This is a genomic window from Pseudomaricurvus hydrocarbonicus (assembly GCF_011602365.1).
GTDB classification, from domain to species: domain Bacteria; phylum Pseudomonadota; class Gammaproteobacteria; order Pseudomonadales; family Cellvibrionaceae; genus Pseudomaricurvus; species Pseudomaricurvus hydrocarbonicus.
This window is the reverse complement of the sequence record NZ_JAAONZ010000012.1, coordinates 59,715-83,548: the sequence shown is the minus strand read 5'-3', so window position 1 is coordinate 83,548 and position 23,834 is coordinate 59,715. Positions and strand designations below refer to the sequence as shown.

Below are 23,834 nucleotides of genomic sequence, written 5' to 3'. Positions count from 1 at the left end.
GATATGACTTCTCAAATTGCAATCCAGGAAGGCCTGTTCAGCTGGCCGTCCGACCACCCGGAATTACTCGGCAGTCGGTGTCAGCACTGCGGCGAAGCCAGCTTTCCGTCCCAACCGGACTGTCGCTGTTGTGGCCAGCGCGATACCCAAATTGTATCGCTTGGCCACCGCGGCAAGCTTTGGACCTGGACCATTCAAAGCTTTATGCCCAAACCCCCCTACGCCACCGATGAGACAGCGGAATCCTTCACCCCCTATGGGGTAGGCTATGTAGAAATGCCGGGCGGGGTGCGTGTTGAAGGTCGCATACAACTGAACCCGGCTGCCCCACTGACCATCGGCATGCCTCTGGACCTGGTGGTTGAACCGCTGCGCACTGATGCCGACGGTAACCAAATTATGATGTTCAGCTTTAAACCTGTAGAGGAGTAACCCATGGACGTGGCCATTATTGGAATCGGTTTGCACCCCTTCGGTCGCTCTCCCGAGTTGACCGGGCAGCAACAGGGCGCCAACGCTGTGCGCGCCGCACTCGCCGATGCCGGATTGCAATGGAAAGACATGCAATTTGCTTACGGCGGCAGCCAGGATGGCGGCAACGCCGATGCCCTGGTCAATGAATTGGGCCTTACAGGACTGCAATTCACTAACATCTGGAACGGCTGTGCCACCGGCGGCAGCTCGTTGCACGCAGCTTACACCGCAATAAAATCCGGTGAATACGACATGGGGGTTGTGGTTGGCTTTGATAAACACCCCCGCGGCGCCTTTAACCCCAAACCGTCAGACTGGGGTCTGGATAATTGGTATGGTGAAAGTGGCATGATGTTAACCACTCAATTTTTTGCCATGAAGACCCAGCGCTATATGCACGATCATGGAATTACCAACGATGCCCTGATTCGGGTCGCCGAGAAAGCTTTTTATAACGGCTCACTGACCTCAACCGCCTGGCGTCGAGAAGCCCTTTCTTACGAGCAAATCGCCAACTCCCAAATGGTCAGCGATCCACTGCGTAAGTATATGTTCTGCAGCCCGGCTGAAGGTGGCGCAGCACTGATTCTCTGTAACGCCGATATCGCCCGGCGCTATACCCGAAAACCCGTTCTCCTCAAAGCCGCAGCCGTGCGCACCCGGCACTATGGCAGCTTCGAAGTATTCAGCCCGTCGCAGCCCATGCAGGTCGCCGACGCCCCCACAGTCACCGCTTCCAAAGCCGCCTTTGAACTGGCAGGTATCGGCCCGCAAGAGGTAGACGTTTTGCAGCTGCAAGATACCGACAGCGGTACCGAAGTCATTCACATGGCCGAAAACGGTTTTTGTGAGCACGGTGAACAGGAACAATTATTGCGCGATGGCGCCACCCGCATCGATGGTGCCATGCCGGTCAATACCGATGGCGGCTGTCTGGCCAACGGTGAACCGGTGGGCGCCTCTGGCCTGCGCCAGGTGCATGAAATTTGTGTACAACTGCGTGGTGAAGGGGGTAACCGTCAGGTGCCAGGCTCGCCCAAAGTCGGTTACACCCATGTTTATGGTGCTCCTGGCATCAGTGGCGTCAATATATTAACCGTGTAAGTCCCCAAATAATAACTAAGGAGTCAGCTCCATGACCACTACCGATAAAGCTCGTCAACAAGGTGATAACGTCCGCTGCCAAGGGACCTCTTTTCAGGATTTACTGGATCTCGAAGAGGTCGAAGTACCCCTATATTTGCGCGAAAATTCCTGCGATCACATGGGCGACGAGGACCTTGACGTTGCACGCTGGGTCTCTCGTGAATACCACGATCTGGAAGCGAAAAAGCTCTGGCCTAAAGCCTGGCAAATGGCTTGCCGCGAAGAAGACATTCCAGAAGTTGGCGATCACCATGTGTATGAAGTGATCAATGAGTCTGTCATTATTACCCGCTCCAGTGAAAACGAAATTAAAGGCTTCATTAACTCTTGCCTCCATCGCGGACGTCTGCTGCGCGATGAGGACGGGCACGTCAAAGAATTCAAATGCCCTTTTCACGGTGCCACCTGGGATCTGGACGGCGACTTTAAAGGCATTCCCTGTAAATGGGATTTCCGCCATCTTGACGAAAAAGACATGAAACTCCCCCAGGTCAAAGTCGGCACCTGGGGCGGTTTTGTGTTTATTAACTTCGATGAACACGCACAACCGCTGGAGGAATACCTGGCGCCATTGCCCGATCACTTCAGCCGCTACCCACTGCACGATTACTACAAAGGCATTCATGTGCAACGTGTCGTTAAGTGCAATTGGAAAGTAGGCGCTGAAGCGTTTATGGAGTCATTCCACACTGTGGCTACCCACAGTCAAATCATGACCTTCACGGGCGATGCCAACTCTCAATACGACACCTTTGGGGATAATATCAGTAGATCCGTAACCCCCATGGGCGTCCCCAGCCCGCATCTATCCGGGGTTTCTGAAGAGGATGTGATGCGTGACATTCTCGAATTGTCTGGCCGTATGGCCCTGAATTCCTCGGATGGCCAGATTCTTCCCGCCGGAGTCAGCGCCAGAAAATACGTGGCCGACACCAATCGTGGGCTGTTTGAGGATGCTTGCGGTGAAGACCTTTCGCAAGCCACCATGGCCGAACTCGAAGACGCTATTTTGTACAGTGCCTTCCCCAATTTTCAAATCTGGGTTGGCTATCATGGCAACATTGTCTATCGTTTTTTGCCCAATGGCGACGATCATAACTCTTGCATTTTTGATATTATGCTGTTGATGCGATACCCCAAAGGAAGCGAGAAGCCCGCGGCCGTGCCGGTCAACAAACTCGATCCGAATCTGCCGTTCAGTTGCGCTGAGGAGCTGGGCGCACTGGGTCCGGTGTTTGATCAGGATGACAGCAATATGCCCGCGGTGCAGCGCGGTATGCTCGCCTCCAAAAAAGGCACTGTGAGCCTCGCCACTTATCAGGAGAGTCGCATTCGTCACCTGCACCAAACCATAGACAAATATTTGAAAGCGTAATCGAGACTGAGTTCACGGTTTTGAACCCTCATCTCGCCATGAGTAGAACCGCGAGTCCACATCGGCTCCGTGGTTCTACGAAGTGACTACCGTAGAAAAGAAGTGAATATTATGACCCGCTATCACGACGCATTTCCAGCTCACGAGCTGGAACATAACAGCAGTAAGGCCCTGCTTATTGACGGCAAAAATATCTTAATTTGCAACGCCGGAGGAGAGTACTACGCCGTAGACAACATGTGCACGCATCAGCGTGCGGAACTGGAAGGCGGTAGAATTCGCAATTGCTTCATCTCCTGCCCTCTGCATGGTGTGAGGTTTAACCTGGAAACCGGTAAACCCATGGGACAGCTGACGAACGTCCCTCTCAACACCTATCCCCTGCAGGTTTCTGACGCGGGTATGCTGCAGGTCGCGGTCTAACTGGCTGTCTAAAGAGATTGCAAATCAACCTCTCATACCGTCAGCGCAAAGTATAGAAACACAAAAAAGGCGCTGATAAACAGCGCCTAAGCAGGTTACAACATAACTAGGATTCAATGACCCGTTACTGCCGGGCGCTAGATTTTTATCAGTAACTTACCTTGGTTGCTACCATCAAATAAGCGGTTAAACGCTAACAAACAATTTTCGAAACCTTCGACAATCTCTTCGTTAAATTCTATCTTGCCATCATCCAACCACTGTCCCAGAGTTTCGGCCGCGCTGGCAAACTGTGAAAAATAATCACTGACCAAAAAACCGCGAATTTCAGCGCTTCGAGCGAGGATCTGCCACCAATTATAAGGTCCTGGAACCGGCTCCGTCGCGTTATACGACGAGATAGAACCGCAAAACAGTACGCGTCCGTGAGACTTCAAATTCATCAGGGCGGCATCCAGAATTTCGCCACCGACATTATCAAAATACACATCAACGCCTTCTGGACAGGCTTTGGCAATGGCCGCAGTCATATCATCTGTGGTTTTGTAATTAATCACATCATCAAAACCCAACGCCTTAATTCTGGCGCATTTTTCTTCGCTACCGGCGATACCCACGACACGACATCCCATCAATTTGGCTATTTGCCCCCCCAGTGACCCAACAGCTCCGGCTGCGGCACTCATCAACAGGGTCTCCCCTGGTTTCAGGCCCGAGCGATCGGTGATACCAAAATAGGCAGTCAAGCCCACCGCGCCCATCACACTCAGATAATACGACAGGGGGTAACGGTTGTTGTCAGGTATCTTAGTCAGGAAATAGCCATTTGACACGCTGTGGGTTTCCCAGCCATTGATGCCATACACCACATCCCCCACGGAATATTCCGGATGGCGGCTTTCGATCACCGTTCCCACAGTCGAACTGCGAATGACCTCGCCCAACTCAATAGGCGGCATATAACTGGGCTCATCGCGCATCCACCCCCGAATCGCCGGATCAATTGAAAAGTAATGATTTTCAATCAATAGTTGGCCGTCTTCAATTTGGGTGATATCAGATTCTTTTAAGGGCACGCTGTCTAAATCAGCAATTCCTTGTGGACGTTTCTTAAGATAAAACTGTTTATTCTTATAATGCATAAACTTACCTTTCATCGCAGGTTACAACCCATGTTTGGTTGCATATTCTATAGCCACACAACAATAAATACAAACATGATTGTTTTAATGTTTGTTGATACGGTATAGTTTTCGAACCCTGACTTAAGTAACAATAATAAACATTCAATGTTATTCATTGAATGTCTAACACACGAGGAGCAAGTTATGTCTTTTTCTGGCAACTTTGAAGATCGGTTAATGATCCGTGAACTGATGGACACCTACGCCGATGGGGTCAATCAACGCAATGCCCATACCTGGGGATCAACCTGGGCAGAAGAATCTGAGTGGAACCTTCCCGTAGTCCCGGGTATGGAAGCGGTTAAAGGAAAAAGCAATATTATTGAAGGCTGGATGCAAGGTATGGAACTGTTTCCGTTTGTCTTCATGGCCATCTCACCGGGTTCGATTCAGGTAACCGGTAATACCGCCACCGCCCGTAGCTATACCGCAGAAGTCGCGGTGACTCAGGACGGCACCGAATTACGCCCACGCGGACAATATGATGACAAGCTGGTAAAAATAGACGGCCAGTGGCTATTCAAACAGCGCACGTTTATGCCCATTCACGGCGAATAACAGCCCATTTGACCACTTCATCAGTCAAGGTCGGAAATTCAGCCAAAAAAAACAATTAATATTGTTTATTTTTATACGTTTGACTAAACTAAGTTTCCAACCCCTATAAATACAATAAGTATATTGAAGAGAGGTTTTCTGCCATGACGATAACCACCAGTGCCTATGCTCTGACATCCGACCTGGACCAACCGATTAAGTTACCAGAAGCAACCTTGCGCGGCGATTCTATTTGTGCCGAACGCTACACCGACACAGAATACGCCAAACAAGAATGGCAAAATGTCTGGTCAAAAACCTGGAACGTTGCCGGGCTCTCCTACCATATAGAGGAACCCGGAGAGTATGTCACCACCAACCTCGGCAGCGAGTCGATAATCTGTGTTCGAGGCGATGACAATCAATTAAGAGCCTTCTACAACTCTTGCCCCCACCGGGGAACTCGCATTTCCGAGGAAGGCGAATCTTTCATTAACCATTTCACCTGCCCATACCACGGCTGGCAGTTTGATCGTCAAGGCAACACGGTTCACGTCCCTAACGAAGACGATTATCCACAGGGGAGTCCCTGTGGCAGAGTGGGTCTTAAAGAAATACAATGCCGCGACCTATTCGGGTTTATCTGGGTAAATATGGACCCGGATGCCTGCTCTCTGGAGGAGTTTCTCGGCGAAGTCGTCACCACCGACCTGGCCTCTTACAACATTCAGGATACCGTTCGTGTTCTGAATATGACTGCCGATAGCCCCTGTAACTGGAAAATCATTACCGATAATTTCAATGAAGCCTACCACGTACAGGTATTACACCCCGGTCTGATTCCCTATATTGAGGCCAATCACGAGGCCTGCCAGTTTGATACCTTAGCGGAAGGTCACAACCGCGGATGGTTTCCCTCCCACAATCCTTCTGTACTGCAGGAAGGTGACGAAGTAGCAGACCATTTGGCAGTCATTATGCGCCAGTGGAACCTCGACCCGGATGATTACTACGGCAAAGAAAATCATGGCCGGATTCGCCACGCCCTGCAAAACGCAAAGCGCGAGCTGGGTGAATTAAAGGGCTATAAGCACTACGAAAACTACGCCAGTTATCAGTTCACGGACTATGTTATTTACAATATTTTCCCCAATACCGTCTTGTCGGTTGGCCCCGATGGCGTCCAGCTTTTACGGCCTCGACCACATCCCTCCGGTGATCCTCAGCGCTGCTTGTTTGACCACTGGTGGATGGTGCATCCCGTCAAGGGAGTGAAAACCACACCGTCCCCTGCGGGTGGACCGGATCTCCCAGTCAAGGATTGCGAACATGACCAGTTTCTGTATGGGGAAAAGTCTCTGGGGCGCACCGCCGATGAAGACCTCAGCATAGCCAAAATGCAGCAAGAAGGACTGTCATCCTCCGGCTTCCAGGGATTTAACATGGCCCATCAAGAACGTCGTGTGCAGCGTTTCCATGAAGTACTCAACGATTACATGAACAAAGCGTAAGCCAGTCTTGACCAAGGTGGCTCAGTCATTCGACTGAGCCACCTCGTGGCAGGCACCCTTTCAGCGAGCTGAGTTTCAACTCTACGAGCTAAGTTTCAACCCTGATAGTGACCGTGTATTTCACGTAACCGTTGCCATAATGGCTGCTTGATCCGCGCATAACGCATACACATTAGCCACAACTCCTCTTCCCAGTGAACCCCATTTCCCAGTGATTCGACAATAGCCTTGGTCTCTGAGGCAGTTTAGAGCCTTTAACGGCCCAAGAATCGGGCATAGCCAAATGGGATAAGACGTCAAATTGGATCCATTCTGCTATGATGTCGGAAATATCAACTTATGCAGACATCATTCGAGACACAGGATTTCAAAATAACACCCCATGACAAAACCCGGCCAACATGTGCTCAGCACCCTCCGACAAATGATTGCTTCCGGCGAGCTGCAGGCCGGCGAGCGCGTGGCGGAAATTCCCACGGCTGAGCGCCTGGGCGTATCACGCACCCCGGTCAGGATTGCCTTCAGGGCCCTGGAACAGGAAGGCCTGCTGGAAAAGCTCGAACGTCGTGGCTATCGGGTGCGCGAGGTGTCCGCCGAAGAGATCAGTGGTGCCGTCGAAGTGCGTGGGGTATTGGAAGGTCTGGCCGCCCGGCAAGCTGCCGAGAACGGTTTGTCTGACGAACAACGCCAGGGACTGCGCGAATGTCTGGCGCAGGGCGACGCCCTGTTCGCAACAGGCTCCATTACAGAACTGGACCTGGAGGAGTATCACTCCCTCAATCAACGCTTTCACACCCTCATCCTCGAGGCCAGTAAAAATCCCGCCATCGTTTCCGCCTTGAGCCGCAATGAACATTTACCGTTTGCGTCTGTTAATGCTCTGGCCATAGACCGCAATCATCTGGATCAGGAATACCGGCGCTTTAACTTTGCCCATATGCAGCACCACGCCGCTTTTGATGCCATCGATTGTGGCCAGGGCGCACGCGCAGAAGCCATCATGCGCGAACACGCCAACGCGACTTTGCGCTACGCGGATTTGTTCAGCCAGGCCCCGGACAACAGCATCCGGGTCATTGGTCAGGATTCGGAAAATAAAACGGGGAAGTAGCGCCGGACAAAAGAGTGGAAAGTGGAGCCGCATTCAACGCAGGGTATGGCTTCGACGACGTCCGCTATCGAAGCCATGTTTTGCTCAGGCAAATTCTTCCGTATCAATCTCGGCCTGGGTGGCCTCAGGGTAGCGTGGACCACTCACCGTAGTCTGGTTGATCAACTCATCCAGTTTGCCAATCACCTCGGCTGAGAGCGTGATCTCAGCGGCCGCCAGATTGTCTTCCAGGTGTGCGATCGAGGTGGTACCCGGAATCGGCAAGACATGATCATCGCGCGATAACAGCCAGGCCAGCGACAACTGCGCCATGCTGCAATTCTCTGTTTTGGCCAGGTCGGCAAACTCATTCAGCCAACGTTGGTTGCTGCTAAAGTGCGGTTCCTGAAAACGCGGCATATTGCGGCGGATGTCTTTGGCCGCGAACGCAGCCGGGTCAGTGACCGCACCGGTCAAAAAACCGCGGGCGACCGGCGAGAAGGCCACAAAGCTCGTGTCCAGCTCTTTACAGGCTTGCAGCACAGCGATCTCCGCATTGCGGGTCCAGAGGGAGTACTCGGTCTGGACCGCAGCAATGGGGTGAACCGCATGCGCTTTACGCAAGGTAGCGGCAGAGACTTCAGACAATCCAATCGCGCCAATTTTACCGTCCTCTACCGCTCGGGACAAAGCCCCCACACTGTCTTCAATGGGCACGTTTTTATCCCAGCGGTGCAGGTAATACAGATCAATGTGATCGGTCTGCAAGCGCGTCAGCGCTTCATCCAGAGTCCGGGTCAAGGTTTCAGGGCGACCGTCAATGACGCGAACCCCCTCAACACCGGTCATCGCACACTTGCTGGCCAGATGAACCTGCTGGCGGAAAGGTTTTATCGCCTCACCCACCAAAGTTTCATTGGCACCGAAACCGTAAAGTGCCGCCGTGTCAAAATGGCGAACGCCCAGATCAAACGCTTTATGCAGTAATGCCGTCGCAGTCTCGGTATCGGGTGGTGTGCCGTAGGCGTGACTCAGGTTCATACACCCAAGACCGATGGCGGGCACTTCGGCGTTGCCGATACGACGGGTTTGCATAGCGAATTCTCCGGTGGCGGTTAGCGTTGACACAAATTATTGAGCGGCGTTCAGTTGCTGTTCCAGGTCGTGCAGTACTTTATAACAAGGCAGTACCTGTGCCACGCTGGAATTAGGCTCACGCCCTTCGGCAATGGCGGCAAAGAACTCACGGTCCTGCAGTTCAATACCGTTCATGGACACATCCACCTTGGAAACATCGATCGGCTCTTCTTTACCATTCACCAGATCGTCATAGCGGGCAATGTAGGTGCCGTTGTCACAGATGTAACGGAAAAAAGTACCCAGCGGGCCGTCATTGTTGAAGGACAGGGACAGGGTACAGATTGCGCCATTGGCCGCTTTCATTTGAATGGACATGTCCATGGCAATGCCCAGCTCCGGGTGCTTTGGTCCTTCCAGTGCATTGGCGGAGACGATTTCAGCACCGGCCTGATAGCGAAACAGATCGACCGTGTGAGCGGCGTGGTGCCACAGCAGATGATCGGTCCAGCTGCGAGCCTCACCCAGAGCATTGGTATTGGTGCGACGGAAGAAATAGGTTTGCACATCCATCTGTTGAATGTTCAGCTCTCCAGCCCGTATCTTTTTGTTCACGTACTGATGTGACGGGTTGAATCGACGGGTGTGACCGACCATGCACACTTTGCCGGTTTCTTTTTGTACCTTGAGCACTTCTTCAGCCTCTTCCCAGCTGTCTGCCAGTGGAATCTCCACTTCCACGTGCTTGCCGGCTCGCATACACTCTATCGACTGGGCAGCGTGCATTTGTGTCGGTGTACACAAAATCACCGCGTCCACTTCCGGCAATGCCAGTGCGTCTGCCAGCTCGGTGGAGGTGTGGCCGATATGATACTTTTCCGCTACTTTTTTGGTTTTTTCCAGGTCACGTCCAATCAGCGACACCACTTCGACGCCGTCGATTTTTTCAATGGCGTCCAGATGCTTGATACCGAAGGCGCCAGGGCCTGCTAATGCAACTTTCATTCTTTTCTCCCTAGTTTTCTTTGGGTTGCCAAGGCCGGATGAGCAATCACCGGCTATGGCTTAGGAATCTTTGATTAATCTTTGACTTCCAGTAACAAATTTACTCTTTATTTTCTAAAACCAAATGACCTACCGCGGTATTTGACGCGGGCACGTGATAGAAGCGTTTTTTCTCAATCACTTCAGGATTCAACGCACCCCGCATGATCAGCCACATGACCAATTCAATGCCTTCAGATCCGGCTTCACGCACATAGTCGATGTGCGGTTTCCGAGACAACTCCTCGGGATTGTTGACAATCTTTTCCAGAAATTCTTTATCAAATTCCTGATTGATCAAACCTGCACGCGGTCCCTGCAACTGGTGGCTCATGCCACCCGTGCCCCAGATCTGTACATTCAGGTCTTCATCAAAGCTGTCGACGGCTTTGCGCAGGGCTTTACCCAATTCGTAGCAACGGCGCCCTGACGGTGGCGGGAACAACACCACGTTGACCGCAATCGGAATGACTTTACAAGGCCAGGCGTCTGGCTGGCCAAACATCAGCGACAACGGCACGGTTAAGCCATGATCCACATCCATTTTGTTGACGATGGTGAGATCAAAATCCTGTTGTATCACCGATTGGGCGAGGTGTGAAGCCAATCGGGGATGACCTTCCACCGTAGGCACCGGACGTGGCCCCCAGCCTTCATCGGCAGGTTCAAATTTTTCCGCACAGCCGATCGCAAAGGTTGGCACAAAGTCCATACTGAAGGCCGAGGCATGATCGTTATAGACCAACAAAATGACGTCCGGCTTTTCTTCCGCGATCCACTGTTTGGCAAACTCGTAACCTTCAAACAGCGGAGCCCAATACGGCTCCTGAGTTTTCCCCAAATCAATGGCGGCACCAATGGCCGGAACATGAGAGGTGGCAACACCTGCAGTAATTTTAGCCATGTTCTTATTTCCCCTTCTCTTCGCCAAGATAACGATTGCCTTGCGGTGAACGTCCACCATTCAGCATCATCTGTGCGTATTCTTCCTGGCTCATGCCCGTCATGGTGGCGGCCGCATGCTGAAAACTCAATCCATCACTGGAAAAGATTTTAGCCAGAAAATAAATATTACCACCCTGATCCATCATGCGATTGTAATCCCGGTCCAGGACGGCCAGTTTCTGCTCTTCGGTCATCGGCCATTCATTCAGGTAGGCTCTTTCGTCGGCTTTAAAGCGCTCGCGATTTTCAGCTTTCATCAAGGACATGCAAAACTGGTTTAAGTGATAACCGATACGTGCCATATCCGCGTCGAAAATAGTGGTGCCGGGTATATTGGTATAAGGCTTGTCCAGAGACATTACTTCTCTCCCGTGTTGTTGCCAGCGGCTTGCCACTCTTCTGGCCAGTAAAGGCGCATCGGATTGTCCACCAGCAGTTTGCGTTGCAGCTCTTCAGTGACTGCAATGCGTGGAATCATATTGACCAACTCACCGTCGTCCGGCATGTGGCTCTTCATGTTGGGGTGTGGCCAATCCGTGCCCCACAAAACCCGGTCAGGGAAGTTTTCCACAATACGGCGGGCAAACGGCACCACATCGTCATAAGTGGAAGGCCCTGTTAAAGACAGCCGCTCCGGGCAACTGACCTTGGACCAGAAATTCGGGTTTTCCTGCATCAGTTTCACAAACAGGTTGAACTCTTCGCCGTCCACCGGCTTGCTGACATCCGGGCGTCCCATATGATCCACAACCACGGTGGTTGGGAGGGAGGTAAAAAAATCGTACAGCTCAGGCAGCTCCTGCGATTCAAAGTAAATCACAATGTGCCAGCCCAGCGGCTTGATTTTTTCAGCAATGGTCCCCAGTGAATCAAACGGTAAGGCATCCACCAGACGTTTGACAAAGTTGAAGCGCACACCGCGAACCCCTGCGGCATGCAGCTTGGCCAGCTCGTCACTGGTGATGTCTGCGGTGACGGTGGCCACGCCGCGCGCGCGACCCTCGGAATGTTCCAGCGCATCGACCAACGCACGGTTATCCGCACCGTGGCAGGTGGCCTGCACAATCACATTGCGGCTAAAGCCCAAATGGTCTCGCAACGCCCACAACTGATCCTTGGAGGCATCACAAGGGGTGTACTTGCGCTGCGGGGCAAATGGAAATTGATCGCCTGGCCCAAACACATGGCAGTGCGCATCTACAGCCCCCGCAGGCGGTTGATAAGTGGGTTTTACCGGTGCCGGATGAAACGGCAACCAGTCGGCATCCATGGTAAATTTTGTTGTTTCCGTCACGATCATAAGCCTCGCGCTTTCAGGGATTCATCCAGACGTGGGTAAACACGGCGGGCATTGCCTTCAAATACTTTATAGCGATCTTCCTCTGACAAATTCAGGGCTTCCAGGTAGCGTTTGGTATCATCAAAATACTGCCCGGTTTCCGGGTCAATACCCCTTACTGCGCCGACCATTTCGGAACCAAACAAAATATTGTCAATGTCGATCACCTTAAACAGCAGATCAATACCGGGCTGATGATAAACGCAGGTGTCAAAGTATACATTCTTCATCACGTGCTCCACCAACGGTGGACGGTTCATCATATCGGCCAGACCGCGGTAGCGTCCCCAGTGATAAGGCACCGCACCACCGCCGTGCGGGATGATGAAACGCAGGTCCGGGAAGTCTTTAAACAGATCCCCCTGGATAAACTGCATAAACGCGGTGGTATCGGCGTTGATGTAATGCGCGCCGGTCGCGTGAAAGTTGTGGTTGCAGGAACCGGACACATGAATCATAGCGGGTACATTGAGCTCAACCATTTTTTCATAGAACGGATACCAGCTTTTATCCGTCAGTGGCGCAGAGGTCCAGTGACCACCGGAGGGGTCCGGATTCAGGTTACAGCCGACAAAACCCAGCTCGTTCACGCAGCGCTCCAGTTCAGCAATGGAATTGGCAATGGAGACACCCGGGGATTGTGGCAGCTGGCAGACCCCGATAAAGATTTCCGGGTACAAGTCCACAACGCGTTTGATCAGATCATTACAGGCACGCGTCCATTGTGCCGAAACCGCCTCGTTGCCAACATGATGCGCCATGGCCGATGCGCGCGGGGAAAAGATGGTCATATCGGCACCGCGTTCACGCAATAGCCGCAACTGATTGTTTTCGACACTTTCGCGAATTTCATCGTCGCTAATGACCGGCGGCGAGGGCAAGGGCTGCCCCCCTTCAAACGCCGCCAATTGCGCTTCGCGGAACTCCTGATGTGGGGCCGGAGCCGTCGTATAATGACCATGGCAATCGATAATCATGGGTTCACTCCTGAGATTGGTTTTGATGGATGATCGCATCCAGCATCGGATTCAGATCGTCTTGTTGTAAGGCGTCTTTAAATTGTGCGGCCCACGCCTGGCGTTCAACACACCCCTGACTCATCAGAGGGTCAATACCGGCCTCGGACACCGTAAGACACACTTCACGCATTTCTTCTGCACGACGAACTCCGTGCTCCAAACTGCGAGAAATCATATAGCGGGCGTGTTCTGGCCAGTTCGGCAGTGGAAACAGATTGTTCAGGGATTCCAGTACGGTTTGTTCGACACCGTAATGGCGGGCAGACAGCAGGGATTCGGTCAGTAGCGCCTCCATACCCTTGATCATGACGCTGCGGCACATTTTAGTTGCAGCAGCCTGGCCCAAAGCGTCCGAACAAAATTGCATACCGGCAAAGCCCAACTGCAACCCAAGTGGTAAGAATTCACGCGCATGGGCTCCCCCCAGCAAAATAGGAGCTTGCAGACGCTTGGGCTCTATAGGGGACATAATGGAGGCTTCAACAAATCGTCCTCCAGCGGCGGCCACCTTGTCGGCAACCGCTTGTTTTGTGCCCGGTGACACCGAATTAAGCTCCAGAAAGAAAGCCCCTGCTTCAAGTCCTGGCAACACGCTCTCTGCTGCAGCCAACGCCTGTGCAGCCGTCACAGCCGATATAACCAGCTGGCAGCCCTGAGCCGCTTGATCAGCCCAAAGAGCCGCTTTAACGCCAGAATGGGCTTGAAGTGCCTGGGCCGCAGGACTGTCAGCGACCAAAAATTGCTTATCGAATGCACAGAGTTCAAGGAAAGGCCCCTGAGCCAACAGGTCCGCGGCCAAAGCTTGACCGACCTCTCCAAAACCAAGCAGGCAAATTTTTTGGATGTTAGCCATTGCAGACACTTCCTCTCACCGAGACCGGCTTCTTTAACGTCTTTCAAGCAAGACTGCGACTGCAAACTGACACGTCTCACGCCACCAGCTTGCTCTATCTGTACTTCTTGCTCTGTCTGTACTTGTCTCTCTCACTGTAAAGACTAACCCCCGGGGCATTCACAGGGCTAATGGGATAGCGTTTACTTTCCATGAAAAAAGTTCACACCACCCCCAAAGCACACTCTGTTTGGTACAGCCCCAAACGAATGTATAATTCACTAACATTCGGTATAAATAGCGCCAAAGTGTGTACGCTAGCTATCTTTAGCGCTATTCTTAGGGCTAACCCCGATCGCCATCGACAATGAGAAAAGCTTTTGAACATCCCTCAAACGCAAGGTGTTCCCCACATCAGCCTGCGCCACCTTAAGGCACTCGCCTACGTCGCCAGACACAAAAACCTGACCAGAGCCGCGAAAGAACTCAACCGCTCGCAGACCGCCATTACCAAAGCGATTGGCGAGCTGGAAACTCAGTTTGAGATACCCCTGTTTGAACGCTCCCCGGCAGGGATGAAGCCCACCCTCTGTGGAGAAAAACTGGCCCACTGGGTTGAATTGGCTGAAGCGGAATTTCGGGCTGCTGGCGCCAGCTACCAAAACATCAAAGTCGACGTAAAAGACGCCAGCAAGCTGTCAGTTTTTTCCATGAGCATCAGCTACAAACGGCTGGCCTCTTTTATTGCCTTATACGATCACCGTGATACCAAGATAGCCGCCCAGCATCTGGGGGTTACCCGGGCGGCCATTTCCGGCGCCGTACGGGAACTGGAAGACCTGCTGGAGCTGTCGTTGTTTGAGCGCGATACCAACGGTATTCACTGCAGCCCTTTTTGCCTGCAACTGGCCCGACACCTCAAATTGGCGTTTGCCCACCTGCGCCATGGCATTGATGACATTGCCAGTCTCGATGGCGTGACCTACGGCACAGTGGCGGTGGGTACCCTGCCTTATACCCGGACAGTGCTGATCCCACGAGCCATGAACCGTGTCCTCAAATCACACCCACAGCTGGAAGTATCCACCACGGAAGGCCGCTATGCGCAACTGGAAGTGGCTCTGCGCTCCGGCGATCTGGACTTTATTGTGGGTGCCACCCGCCCTCTGGGGGACGAAAAAGAACTGGTTACCGAAACGTTGTTTGAAGATCGACTGGCCGTCATTGTCAGGACCGGGCACCCGTTAACGAAACAGGAAAAGGTTACCCTTGGGGATTTGCAGCACTACCGCTGGATTTTACCGGCTCGCAATACGCCTGCTCGCTTACTGTTTGATCGCGAACTTAGCCAAGATCACCTGCCCCGACCAGAGCACACCATTGAAACCAGCTCACTGTCAACGGTCAGAGGATTGCTGCTGGAAAGTGACAGTGTGGCGCTGCTGTCAGAACATCAGATTTACTTCGATAAACTTTATGGTGTACTCACTGCACTACCGATTGCACTGAATCACACCTACAGACCCATCGGTGTCACCATGAGGGTTCACAGCCACCTGTCTCCGGCCGCTCAATTATTTCTGGAACAGTTGCGACAAGTGGCGCAGGAAATGCCGAAACAATAGCAACTTCATTCCAGAAGACACACCGACTGCGGCGCCGCAAGCCCTGGCTCAAAAAAGGCGCCAGGGCAAAACTAGAAACTAGAAACTAGAAACTAGAAACTAGAAAAAATTATTGCGCCTTTCGTCGGGCGCTGACACCAAAGAAGGTAATGTACAGGTAGCACAAACAAGGCAACAGGAACGCCAGGCGCAAACCGATGGAATCGGCCAGAACCCCGTGCAGCAGAGGCACAATGGCACCGCCCACGATGGCCAGGCAGAGAATGCCGGCGCCCTGGCTTTTGTGCTCACCCAAGCCTTCCAGCGCCAGGCTGAAAATGGTGGGGAACATAATAGAATTACACAGACCCACCAACAACACAGCCCACATGGCGACCGAACCGTCCGCCAAGGTGGTCAGGCCGAGTAAAACCACAGCCAACAGACCATTCATCATCAACAGACGGGCCGGATCGACAAAACGCATCAGGTAAGCACCAATGAAGCGCCCCACCATGGCCCCACCCCAATAAAAACTGACATACCAGGCCGCCTGGCTTTCACTAAAGCCCATGCCCAATTCGCCAGAAATGAAATTAACCAACACGCTGCCGATGCTGACCTCGGCACCTACATAGGTAAAAATGGCCAGCGCCCCCAACAGTAAGCGAGGCTCATTCCACAATGACAATTTGTCGGAACTGGCCGACGGCCCCGACAAATGAATATAAGGCAGCTTGATAAACCAAAACAGAATGGCCAACAACACCAGAATGCCGCCCAGAATGGTGTAAGGCAATTCTACCGCCTCAGCGCCTGACACCTCGGGCAAAGATGTAGTGCCCGTTTGAGCCACTGCGGATAAAATCAGTACGCTGCCAAACATGGGCGCCAATGTGGTACCCAGAGAATTGAAAGCCTGGGTCAGATTCAGACGACTGGAAGCCTTGGCTGGCTCGCCCAGCTCAGTGACGAAAGGGTTAGCCGAAACCTGAAGGATGGTGATGCCTGATGCCAGCACAAACAGTGCCATCAAAAACAGCGCATACACCTGAAAATCAGCGGCCGACACAAACAAAAAACAACCGAAAGCGGCGACCAGCAAACCAACAACAATGCCGCGCTGATAACCAATCCTTTTAACCAGCTTGCCCGCAGGCAGAGACACCAGAAAATACGCCCCAAAGAAGCAAAATTGAATCAACATGGCCTGGGTAAAGCTGAGCGAGAAGACTTCTTTCAGGTGAGGTATCAAAATGTCGTTCATGCAGGTAATAAAACCCCACATAAAAAACAACATGGTCAATATGCCCATGGCAAAGCCGTAACCGGAAGTGTTTTGCCGAGAGCCCTCTAAGGTACCGCCAGAAATTGCTGATTTATCATCGATATTGGGGATAGGTCCAGCCATGCGTTATTATTCTCCACAGAAAAAGGCTGCACATGGCGCGCAGCCCTGCAAGTTCATTATTGCCCGCATTATGGCAGATTTCTCTAGACTAAGTGTACCGATCTTAGCCATTTACTCGTTTTATTTTGCACTTAGGCATCAATAAACAATTGATGCCTGGAGTGAATTGATGAACATCAAATCACTCAAGATTTTCATAAGGCAGTCCCACATAATTTTCAGCAATGGTTGTTAGACCCGCTGCACTGCCGAGCGTGTAATCAAGCTCAGCGTCAATCAATTTTCGCTCAATGTCATCACCGTCAAATTTGTGCAGCATGGTGGTCATCCACCAGGAAAAACGCTCGGCCTTCCAGATACGACGGAGACAAGTTTCAGAATACTTGTCAATCAGGTCGGTACGTCCTTCGTGATAGACCTTTTGCAGCAACGAATACAAGGTATGTATATCACTCGCGGCAAGATTCAACCCTTTTGCCCCCGTTGGAGGTACGATGTGAGCGGAGTCTCCCGCCAAAAACAGGCGCCCGTATTGCATCGGCTCCGCGACAAAACTGCGCAGCGGTGCGATACTTTTTTCCAGTGACGGCCCTGTCACCAAATCATTGGCGACATCTTTCGGCAAGCGCGACTTTAACTCTTCCCAGAAGCGTTCGTCGGACCAGTCTTCCACTTTGTCCGTCAGCGGCACTTGCACATAATAACGACTGCGTGTGGCGGAACGCTGACTGCACAAGGCAAAACCTCGCTCATGTTTGGCATAAATTAATTCATCGGCAACCGGCGGAGTATCGGACAACATCCCCAGCCAACCAAAAGGATAGACTCTCTCATACTCCTTCAGGACATCAGCAGGAATACTTTTACGCGAAACACCGTGGAACCCATCACAGCCGGCCACATAATCACACTCCAGCTTTATATTCTCGCCGTTGTGTTCAAAGGTGACGTAGGGAGATTCTGTTTTCAGATCGTGCAACTGAACATGACTGGACTCGTAATAGATAGGTGCACCGTTAGACTGACGCTCTTCCATCAGGTCCCGCGTGACTTCTGTTTGCCCATAGACCATCACGGTATCACCACCCGTGAGCTCCTTGAGGTTAATGCGCTCCCGACGCTCGCCCACCACAATTTCAAAACCCTCGTGAACGTGCCCTTCCGCGTCCATGCGCCCCGCCACGCCGGCCTCATGCATTAAATCGACAAAGCCCTGCTCCAGCACACCGGCACGAATTCGCCCCAGAACATACTCAGCCGACTGGCGCTCCACGATCACATTATCGATGCCCCGTTTGTGCAACAACTGTCCTAATAACAAGCCTGATGGGCCCGCTCCAATAATGGCAACCTTGGTTTTCATAACTCTTTCTCCTTCGCAAAGCCGACTTGGCCTAATGCAGTCATTTTTTATTAAGGTTGCATTTTCCACGGACTGTCGGGCTGTTAGAAGGCACATTACAATGATAAAATTGGACTTTTCATGGATTTATCAGGGTGAACCAAATGAGCACTCATGACGCAGACATCCCGTTCTTCAAGCTTTACGGCGAAGAAGGCAACTGGGTGACACCGGACTTGATTCACTGTGAGACGATTGCCGAACGCAGCCGCCTGCATCACTGGGAAATCAAGCCTCACCGCCACACAGACCTTGCTCATCTACTCTATTGCCAGACCGGCACCGCCGTGGCCAGCCTTGATGGTACCGAGCAGCTACTGCAAACACCCTGCATCCTGCTGGCAGCGCCAATGTGTGTGCACGGCTTTCGTTTTTCCGAGGACATTGAAGGGTATGTTCTGACGCTGGCCCCGCCCCTGTTAAAACAACTCGCTGACCTGTTGGGAGACCATCAATCGATGCTGAGTCAATCTCACTGCTACAACGCCAGCGAGGACAAAGCTTTTCTGGATACACTGTTTGTGACATTGAACCGTGAATACAGTGGCCATGAACCTGGCCGGGAATCGTTGATCGAGGCAACCGTGAATGCCCTGATTATTGTGTTAAGTCGCCAGGCATTGGCTCTCGCTGAAAAAACATCGCCCACCCCGGATCGAGGCAGCCAGCACTTTACCAAGTTTTCACGCCTGCTGGAGCGGGAATTTCGCAACCACACCCCAATCGAAACCTATGCGCACCGCCTCGGGATTACCGCAGCGCACCTCAACTCATTGTGCCGGCGCTTTGCCCAGCGCACAGCACTGCAACTGATTCATGATCGTCTGCTGCTGGAAGCAAAACGCAACCTTATTTACACCTCCATGACGATCAGCCAGGTTTCTGACAGCCTGGGTTTCAGTGAACCCGCGTATTTCACCCGATTTTTTAAACGCCTAGCCAGCGTCTCACCAAAAGAGTTCCGACAGCAGCCCACCGCAACCGCTCAATAATCACCGACACGCTCTCAAACGTCGTTCGCTGCTATCGAACTCAAGCAAACACTCAAAGGGAATCCAGATCTTCGAGCGTCTCCACATATTTAAAGCCAAACTCTTCCAGGCGCGGGCGCATATTGTACAAGTCAATGCCCAGCACCCCTGAGGCCAGCTTCTGACGTTTCTCTTCTTCCAGTGCTTCACGGGCACGCCCGGCTTCCAGTACGGAGTCGGCCTGCTTGCGCTCAATCACCACAACGCCGTCATCATCGGCAACCACCACATCGCCCGGGTAAATTAACTGCCCTGCACAAACGATGGGGACATTGACCGCGCCCAGGGTGTTTTTAACCGTGCCCTTGGCAGAAATCGCGCGGGACCAGACCGGAAAATCCATCTCCTGTAAATCGCGCACATCGCGACAGCCCGCATCAATAATCAGCCCCTTCACGCCACGAGCCTTGGCTGAGGTTGCCAGCAGGTCACCGAACATACCATCGGTGTTGTCCGTGGTGCAGGCCACCACCAACACATCACCAGGCTGGCACAATTCAATGGCCACGTGCAGCATCCAGTTGTCACCAGGCTGCGCCATAATGGTGACTGCATTTCCACCGATACGGGCACCCGGATAAATGGGGCGCATGTAAGGCTTCAACAGCCCTACCCGGCCTTGTGCTTCGTGCACTGTGGCGACACCCAGATCACCCAGGTTGCCGGCTGTGGCAGGATCGGCTCTTTCTATGTTTTTTATAGCTACGGTTTTCATCGCCATTTCCTTCTATTCAGTTTTGTTATTCTCAAAATATGTTCAACACATTTTGCTTTTGATTGACTAAGAGCCCTGGTTGATCAGGCGCTCGGAGATAAATACTTCACCGCGACTTAACAAGCGTGCGGTACGCAACAAACCCGCTTTGCGAACGTCAGGACGTTCTCCATTGTTGTCCACAGCCAGGCTCACGGAAAATTCCCCCGAAGGGTGCTCAACAGAGAGCTGCAAAGGATTGTCGATGCCGAGGGTCGTCAAATCCACCTGGGCAATGCCCTCGGCAACGGATCCAGGCAGAATGCAGGCCGTTGCTGCAGACACCGCACCCAGCACACCAATGGCGGCATGGCACTGGTAGGGTATAAACGTGCGGGTATTGATAACACCACCGCGCTGAGGCTCAGAGATCAAACACATCTTAGGAACAGCCGCGCCATCCACATCACCCAGGTTCATCATGGGCCCCAACTGCAAACGAATGGATTGCAATCTGGCTTTCAGCACTTCGTTGGCGTTGAGTTCGGCAGGCGATTCATCACCCACAATGCCCATATCTTCAGCCCGAAGGACCACCACGGGCATGCCGTTATCCACACAGGTGACCTCAATACCATCCACTACATCGAGTACATTACCGGTGGGCAACAGGGATCCACAAGCCGACCCCGCCACATCCATGTAGTTGCAAATGACCGGAGCCGATGTACCCGGTACGCCATCAATACGGGTGTCGCCGTCATAATTCATAGCGCCGTTGGGCGTTTGCAGCACCAGCTCGCACAACTTACCGCTATTGAGCATGTGAACGCGGACGCGAGTTTCTGGGCCCTGCACCGCCATCAAGCCCGTCTCTACCGCAAATGGGCCGACTCCGGCCAGAATGTTGCCGCAGTTCGGCGTCGTATCGACCCGGTTTTCGCCGACCACTACCTGCACAAACAGGTAATCGATATCGGCATCGTCACGGGATGAGAGGGCGATAATGCCAACCTTACTGGTCAGCGGATCGCCGCCACCCAGACCATCAATTTGTCTCGCATCTCGCCCGACTGCCGACAACAGCCACTGGTTGCGTTCAGCCGGGTCCGCTGGCAAATCTGACGCGAGGAAATACAGTCCTTTCGAGCTGCCGCCGCGGAACTGCATGAAGGGCACCGATAGTTGAGTCATAGGACGCTCGTGATTCTCCGGGTGATAGATGGCTTGGGTTGTCGTTAATTGCTGTCTTTAATTATAAAGGCTTGAGGCTTTGAGCACTCATGGGGTTTGCTTTAGCGGGTATGAATAATCTTTTCTTCGGCAGGAGGTTCAGACAACAAACTGAAGATGTTGGCAAAAAAAGAAAAGGCGGCTGAGCCACTTGCATGAAGATGGCTCAGCCCAAGTGCAGAAATCATTGATTCCTGTGCAGTTTTACCAGAGAGCGGTAATAGCTGGGGATGAGAAATCGAACTCAACTCAGCGACAATAATTATGCATGAATGGCGCTCTTTAACCCAATGGGTTTTACTTGAAGATGCATGCAAAAAGTTTACAGATACTAGGTGGCCAGCCCTCTTACCTCTATAATAGCGACGATTAATGGCGAAGCTTCTATTGCTGTTCCCTATAAACTCACATTCTCGAATCGCGACATTCCGACGGTCCCTGTTCGTGCGGCAACCTGATCAGCACCGTGATCGCCGCAGAAAGCTAAAGACGGTCCACAATGGTTTGTAGCGAATATCAATGTAGTGACCAGATAAAAACACTTAATTCGAAAATCAACGGAGATAGAGATGGATAACGTTTTAACTCAATGGCGCCCCCGGGTGCTCAGTGTACTGCGCATCATTACCGCCTTTATGTTTATGCAGCATGGTGCCCAAAAAATCTGGGGCTACCCAGTCGCTCAACGGTATGAATTTGATCTTTTTTCCCTGTCTGGCGTCGCCGGCGTCCTGGAGCTGGCCGGTGGCTTTTTGATTCTCATTGGTTTATTCACCCGCCCAGTGGCGTTTCTTCTATCCGGGTTAATGGCCGTTGCCTATTTCATGGTCCACGCGCCGCAAAACTTCTGGCCTCTGGCCAACGGCGGTGAACTGGCCGCATTGTTCTCCTTTGTCTTTTTGTATTTCGTGTTCTCCGGTGCGGGCGAATGGAGCGTGGATCATCTGCGCAACCAGAAAGCCTAACATCAGAGATTTAAAAACCTGTAGCGTCAAAACACCCGGGGTTTAGTTGTATGACCATCAGCTGACATTCCAGCTGATGGTCACTAGCAAACCTGGAGATACTTATCGGGACAACAAACACTCTCCGCCCAGTCAACCAGTTTCCCCGACAAAACCTGTCACACCTGTAAAGCAGGTACACTTTTGATCCAGTCGGCTAAAAATCCCATGAATTATTCTGTTCTCATACCCTACCTCATGGCTCGTGCCTGTATGAGCCTCACCAACACGATGCTCAGTGTTGCCATCGGCTGGCACCTCTACAAACTCACCGGCAACCCATTTGACCTGGCCATGGTGGGTCTGGTGCAGATTATACCCATGCTGTTGTTGTTTATGGTGACCGGTTGGGTGGTGGATCATTTTTCACGCAAGAGGATTCTGGTTATCTGCGCGCTTTTGGAAACGCTGATCCTGTTGTTTCTCGCCAGCGCCATGCACACGCAAGACTTCGATAAGTACACCATTTTCACGCTGCTGTTCATTCACGGCTGTAGCCGGGCTTTTTTCGGGCCTGCCCAACAAGCCATATTACCCAACATTGTCAGCAGAGAAGCCCTGGCACAAGCCGTCGCCATCACCTCAACCGTGTGGAACGTGGCCTCCACCAGCGGACCTTTCATCGCCGGGCTGTTGCTGGCGTGGATAGACAAAGACACCTATTGGGTTCTCGGAGGCCTGGGGTTCACTGGTACTGTTCTTTTTTTAACGTTGCCGGCAATCAGCCACGTCCAACCCACAGCACGGGGCTTGGCTCAGCTGCTGGGAGGAATACAATTTATTAAGAATAACCCCATCGTGCTGGGCAGCATCAGTCTGGATATGTTTGCGGTTCTCGCAGGAAGCGTGATGGCGTTGCTGCCCATCTACGCCCTGGATATTCTCCATGTTGGGCCTGATGCACTAGGGGTGTTAAGGGGCATGCCAGCTCTTGGGGCGGTGATGGTGGGCTTGGTGATGGCCAAAATACCGATGCGCAACACAGGCCCAAGCCTCTTTATCGCGCTGGTGGTGTTTGCCTTATCGATTGTCCTGTTTGCCTATTCCACGGTTTTCTGGCTCAGTCTGGTCGCCCTCTGGGTATACGGTGCGGCCGATATGGTGAGTGTTAACATTCGCTCGACACTGATTCAAATAGCGACACCGGATGACCTGCGCGGCAGGGTCAGTGCGGTTAATTCCATCTTTATTGCCACCTCCAACAAAATGGGGGATTTTCGCGCCGGTAGCGTGGCGACGATTCTGTCACCGGTGGCAACTGTCGCCCTGGGGGGGCTAATGGCATTGATCGTTGCCGTGGGTGGCTGTTATTTATTTCCCACCATCCGCAAGCTCGATAAGCTGGACGACATTGACGCCGAGAGTCGTCAGTAAGTTTGTTGCCAGCGATCCCCGAGCGATCCCTGGTCGCTCGGTTACTCGATGGCCTTGTCGCCCGATCAACCCAGGGGCCGATCAG

24 protein-coding genes are annotated in these 23,834 nt (G+C 52.4%); 11 read left to right on the top strand and 13 right to left on the bottom strand.

From position 1 onward, the window contains the following. Positions 1–3 precede the first annotated feature (3 nt). The 4 genes from G8770_RS14865 (at position 4) to G8770_RS14850 (ending at position 3,418) form a co-directional block, all read left to right on the top strand. A complete protein-coding gene (locus G8770_RS14865) occupies positions 4–432 on the top strand; it encodes a Zn-ribbon domain-containing OB-fold protein (RefSeq protein WP_167188361.1) in 429 nt (142 codons plus the stop codon). Positions 433–435: 3 nt separating this feature from the next. After that, positions 436–1,578: a thiolase family protein gene (locus G8770_RS14860; RefSeq protein ID WP_167188358.1), complete on the top strand. Its 1,143-nt coding sequence runs from the start codon at positions 436–438 to the stop codon at positions 1,576–1,578. A gap of 31 nt (positions 1,579–1,609) precedes the next feature. After that, a complete protein-coding gene (locus G8770_RS14855; RefSeq protein ID WP_167188355.1) occupies positions 1,610–2,995 on the top strand; it encodes an aromatic ring-hydroxylating oxygenase subunit alpha in 1,386 nt (461 codons plus the stop codon). 111 nt (positions 2,996–3,106) lie between these two features. Further along, the gene (locus tag G8770_RS14850; RefSeq protein WP_167188352.1) at positions 3,107–3,418 is read left to right on the top strand and encodes a Rieske (2Fe-2S) protein; all 312 of its coding nucleotides are present in this window, start codon (positions 3,107–3,109) and stop codon (positions 3,416–3,418) included. A 137-nt stretch (positions 3,419–3,555) separates the two neighbouring features. On the opposite strand, the gene G8770_RS14845 is transcribed toward G8770_RS14850, so the two are convergent. Further along, positions 3,556–4,560 (bottom strand): NADP-dependent oxidoreductase, encoded by a 1,005-nt coding sequence (locus G8770_RS14845; protein WP_167188349.1) that lies wholly within the window; start codon positions 4,558–4,560, stop codon positions 3,556–3,558. A gap of 186 nt (positions 4,561–4,746) precedes the next feature. On the opposite strand from G8770_RS14845, the gene G8770_RS14840 reads away from it, so the two are divergent. The 3 genes from G8770_RS14840 to G8770_RS14830 all read left to right on the top strand — a co-directional run bounded on the left by G8770_RS14840 (position 4,747) and on the right by G8770_RS14830 (position 7,761). Next, entirely contained in the window at positions 4,747–5,160 is a 414-nt protein-coding gene (locus G8770_RS14840; protein WP_167188346.1) for a nuclear transport factor 2 family protein, read from the top strand. 143 nt (positions 5,161–5,303) lie between these two features. Further along, positions 5,304–6,650: an aromatic ring-hydroxylating oxygenase subunit alpha gene (locus G8770_RS14835; RefSeq protein WP_208022284.1), complete on the top strand. Its 1,347-nt coding sequence runs from the start codon at positions 5,304–5,306 to the stop codon at positions 6,648–6,650. Between the two features lie 382 nt (positions 6,651–7,032). Next, complete coding sequence (locus G8770_RS14830; protein ID WP_167188344.1) at positions 7,033–7,761, top strand: GntR family transcriptional regulator; 729 nt, start codon at positions 7,033–7,035, stop codon at positions 7,759–7,761. Between the two features lie 84 nt (positions 7,762–7,845). Here G8770_RS14830 and G8770_RS14825 read toward each other — a convergent pair whose 3' ends face one another. The 7 genes from G8770_RS14825 to G8770_RS14795 form a co-directional block, all read right to left on the bottom strand. After that, positions 7,846–8,835 carry an aldo/keto reductase gene (locus G8770_RS14825; protein ID WP_167188341.1) on the bottom strand — a complete coding sequence of 330 codons (990 nt, stop codon included), beginning with the start codon at positions 8,833–8,835 and terminating at the stop codon, positions 7,846–7,848. A gap of 36 nt (positions 8,836–8,871) precedes the next feature. Beyond that, a complete protein-coding gene (locus G8770_RS14820) occupies positions 8,872–9,822 on the bottom strand; it encodes a Gfo/Idh/MocA family oxidoreductase (protein ID WP_167188339.1) in 951 nt (316 codons plus the stop codon). Between the two features lie 100 nt (positions 9,823–9,922). Continuing rightward, positions 9,923–10,765: a class III extradiol dioxygenase subunit beta gene (locus G8770_RS14815; RefSeq protein WP_167188337.1), complete on the bottom strand. Its 843-nt coding sequence runs from the start codon at positions 10,763–10,765 to the stop codon at positions 9,923–9,925. A 4-nt stretch (positions 10,766–10,769) separates the two neighbouring features. Continuing rightward, positions 10,770–11,165 (bottom strand): protocatechuate 4,5-dioxygenase subunit alpha, encoded by a 396-nt coding sequence (gene ligA / locus G8770_RS14810; RefSeq protein WP_167188334.1) that lies wholly within the window; start codon positions 11,163–11,165, stop codon positions 10,770–10,772. Continuing rightward, the gene (locus G8770_RS14805; protein WP_341771156.1) at positions 11,165–12,100 is read right to left on the bottom strand and encodes an amidohydrolase family protein; all 936 of its coding nucleotides are present in this window, start codon (positions 12,098–12,100) and stop codon (positions 11,165–11,167) included. The genes ligA and G8770_RS14805 overlap by 1 nt, the downstream gene beginning before the upstream one ends. Before the next feature lie 2 nt (positions 12,101–12,102). Continuing rightward, positions 12,103–13,122 (bottom strand): amidohydrolase family protein, encoded by a 1,020-nt coding sequence (locus tag G8770_RS14800; protein WP_167188331.1) that lies wholly within the window; start codon positions 13,120–13,122, stop codon positions 12,103–12,105. Between the two features lie 4 nt (positions 13,123–13,126). Beyond that, a complete protein-coding gene (locus tag G8770_RS14795; protein ID WP_167188330.1) occupies positions 13,127–14,017 on the bottom strand; it encodes a DUF1932 domain-containing protein in 891 nt (296 codons plus the stop codon). Positions 14,018–14,376: 359 nt separating this feature from the next. Between G8770_RS14795 and G8770_RS14790 the strand changes: the two genes are divergently transcribed. Further along, positions 14,377–15,621: a LysR substrate-binding domain-containing protein gene (locus G8770_RS14790; protein ID WP_208022283.1), complete on the top strand. Its 1,245-nt coding sequence runs from the start codon at positions 14,377–14,379 to the stop codon at positions 15,619–15,621. Positions 15,622–15,730: 109 nt separating this feature from the next. On the opposite strand, the gene G8770_RS14785 is transcribed toward G8770_RS14790, so the two are convergent. Together G8770_RS14785 and pobA are read right to left on the bottom strand one after the other, a co-directional pair. Continuing rightward, positions 15,731–17,011, bottom strand: a complete 1,281-nt coding sequence (locus tag G8770_RS14785) for a sugar MFS transporter (RefSeq protein WP_167188327.1) — start codon at positions 17,009–17,011, stop codon at positions 15,731–15,733. A 181-nt stretch (positions 17,012–17,192) separates the two neighbouring features. Continuing rightward, entirely contained in the window at positions 17,193–18,374 is a 1,182-nt protein-coding gene (gene pobA / locus G8770_RS14780) for a 4-hydroxybenzoate 3-monooxygenase (protein ID WP_167188324.1), read from the bottom strand. A gap of 143 nt (positions 18,375–18,517) precedes the next feature. Here pobA and G8770_RS14775 point away from each other — a divergent pair, with 143 nt between their 5' ends. Then, positions 18,518–19,405, top strand: coding sequence for a helix-turn-helix domain-containing protein (locus G8770_RS14775; RefSeq protein ID WP_167188321.1), 888 nt, complete (start codon positions 18,518–18,520; stop codon positions 19,403–19,405). A gap of 52 nt (positions 19,406–19,457) precedes the next feature. Here the strand turns inward: G8770_RS14775 and G8770_RS14770 are convergent, their stop codons facing one another. From G8770_RS14770 to G8770_RS14760, 3 genes are all read right to left on the bottom strand, one after another. Further along, entirely contained in the window at positions 19,458–20,159 is a 702-nt protein-coding gene (locus G8770_RS14770; RefSeq protein WP_208022282.1) for a 4-carboxy-4-hydroxy-2-oxoadipate aldolase/oxaloacetate decarboxylase, read from the bottom strand. 66 nt (positions 20,160–20,225) lie between these two features. Further along, positions 20,226–21,332: a 4-oxalomesaconate tautomerase gene (locus tag G8770_RS14765; protein ID WP_167188315.1), complete on the bottom strand. Its 1,107-nt coding sequence runs from the start codon at positions 21,330–21,332 to the stop codon at positions 20,226–20,228. Between the two features lie 101 nt (positions 21,333–21,433). Beyond that, the gene (locus G8770_RS14760) at positions 21,434–21,688 is read right to left on the bottom strand and encodes a hypothetical protein (RefSeq protein WP_167188312.1); all 255 of its coding nucleotides are present in this window, start codon (positions 21,686–21,688) and stop codon (positions 21,434–21,436) included. Positions 21,689–21,940: 252 nt separating this feature from the next. Here G8770_RS14760 and G8770_RS14755 point away from each other — a divergent pair, with 252 nt between their 5' ends. Further along, positions 21,941–22,336: a DoxX family protein gene (locus tag G8770_RS14755; RefSeq protein WP_167188309.1), complete on the top strand. Its 396-nt coding sequence runs from the start codon at positions 21,941–21,943 to the stop codon at positions 22,334–22,336. Between the two features lie 207 nt (positions 22,337–22,543). Further along, positions 22,544–23,749: an MFS transporter gene (locus G8770_RS14750; RefSeq protein ID WP_167188306.1), complete on the top strand. Its 1,206-nt coding sequence runs from the start codon at positions 22,544–22,546 to the stop codon at positions 23,747–23,749. Positions 23,750–23,834 lie beyond the last annotated feature (85 nt).